The organism is Pseudoxanthomonas sp. LjRoot204_2 (assembly GCF_056175765.1).
Genome location: NZ_JBGFFG010000622.1, coordinates 1 through 1,504, shown reverse-complemented (window position 1 = coordinate 1,504; position 1,504 = coordinate 1). Strand labels below are relative to the sequence as shown.

The following is a 1,504-nucleotide window of genomic DNA, read 5'->3' as shown; positions in this document are numbered from 1 at the left end:
CGAATGCCGAGTGCAGATGGGCACGCAGGACCTGCAGGTCACCGCGGACTTCGCCCGGGTCTGGATCGTCACGCCCAGCGTCGCCGGCGGCACCCTGGGCAACGCGGCGGCGCAGGTCATCGAGGACGGGCAGGGGACCAGCTTCACCTTCACCCCGACCACTGCAGGCCACGTTCCCACGATCACCACCCCGCCGGGCGCCAACACGTGCCCCGGCACGCTGAGCGGCCCGACCGCCGGCGCCTACACCTACACCGTCACGCTGGTGACGCAGGATTGCGCATTCCACGTTGCGTTCGCGGGCCAGCCACGGCTGGAAATCGCCAAGACCGCCTCCATCGTCGCGCCCGCCGCGGCGTCCGTGGGCGTGCCGTTCGACTACACGATCACGGTCACCAACACGGGCGCAGGGCCGACCTCCGCCGCTGCCACCGTCACGGACCCGGTGCCGGCAGGCCTCACCCTCGGGACGCTGCCCGCCGGTTGCACGACCAACCCGGTCGGCAGCCAGACGGTGGTGTGCACCATCGCCTCGGGGCTGTCGAACATCGCACCCGCCAATGCCGCGAGCTTCGTGATCGCAGCGACGCCGCAGGGTGCCGTCAACAACACCACCGTGTCGAACACGGCCACGGTGACTGGCGGCGGTGATCCCGCCTGCGCCACCGCCGGCAGCTGTGCCAGCGCACCCGTGGATACGCCGATCGTCGCACCCCGCCTCGAGATCCAGAAGGCCGGTCCGGCGACCGCGGTCGTTGCGGTGCCCTACGACTACCTCATCACGGTGACCAACTCGGGTACTGCCGCGACATCGTCGGTTGCGACGATGACCGACGTGGTGCCCGCAGGCCTGAGCATCGGTACGCTGCCCGCTGGCTGCGCGACGAATCCGTCCGGCAGCCAGACCGTGGTGTGCGCGGTTCCGGCCGGCCTGTCCCATGCCGCGCCGGGCAACACGGCGACCTACGTGATCCCGGTGACGGCGACCGTGTCCGCGGCCGCCAGCGTCGACAACATCGCCARCATCCAGGGCGGCGGCGATCCGGATTGTGCCGCGGGCTGCGCCAGCACGCCGGTCACGACGGCGCTGGCCGCACAGGCCCCCGTCCTGTCGATCACCAAGTCAGTGACATCGACCGGTCCTTATCGCCTCGGCAGCGTCGTCGCGTATCAGTTCGTGGTCGAAAACATCGGCAACCTGTCGCTCACCGGCATCGTGGTGAACGACGCGCGACTCGATGCGCCGGCCGTCTGCGCGTCGACGACGCTGCAGCCTGGCGACAGCACCACCTGCACGGGCGTGCATACCGTGACGGCGGAAGAAGTGGCCGCCGGCAACGTGCACAACAGCGCGACGGCCAGCGGTCAGCCGCCGACGCCGCCGGGGGGTCCGACGCCACCGGCGATCACCAGTCCTTCGAGCGAAGTGGACACGGCGACCGAACAGCTGCCGGCGATGACGCTGGTGAAGTCGGTGACGTCGACGGGCCCGTATCGCGCAGGC

The 1,504-nt window shown here is 70.5% G+C and carries 1 protein-coding gene; it reads left to right on the top strand.

Features of this window, described 5'->3' with window-relative positions:
- The coding region (locus tag AC04L7_RS18500; protein ID WP_475513671.1) for a DUF7507 domain-containing protein at positions 1-1,504 on the top strand (1,504 nt) is incomplete at both ends.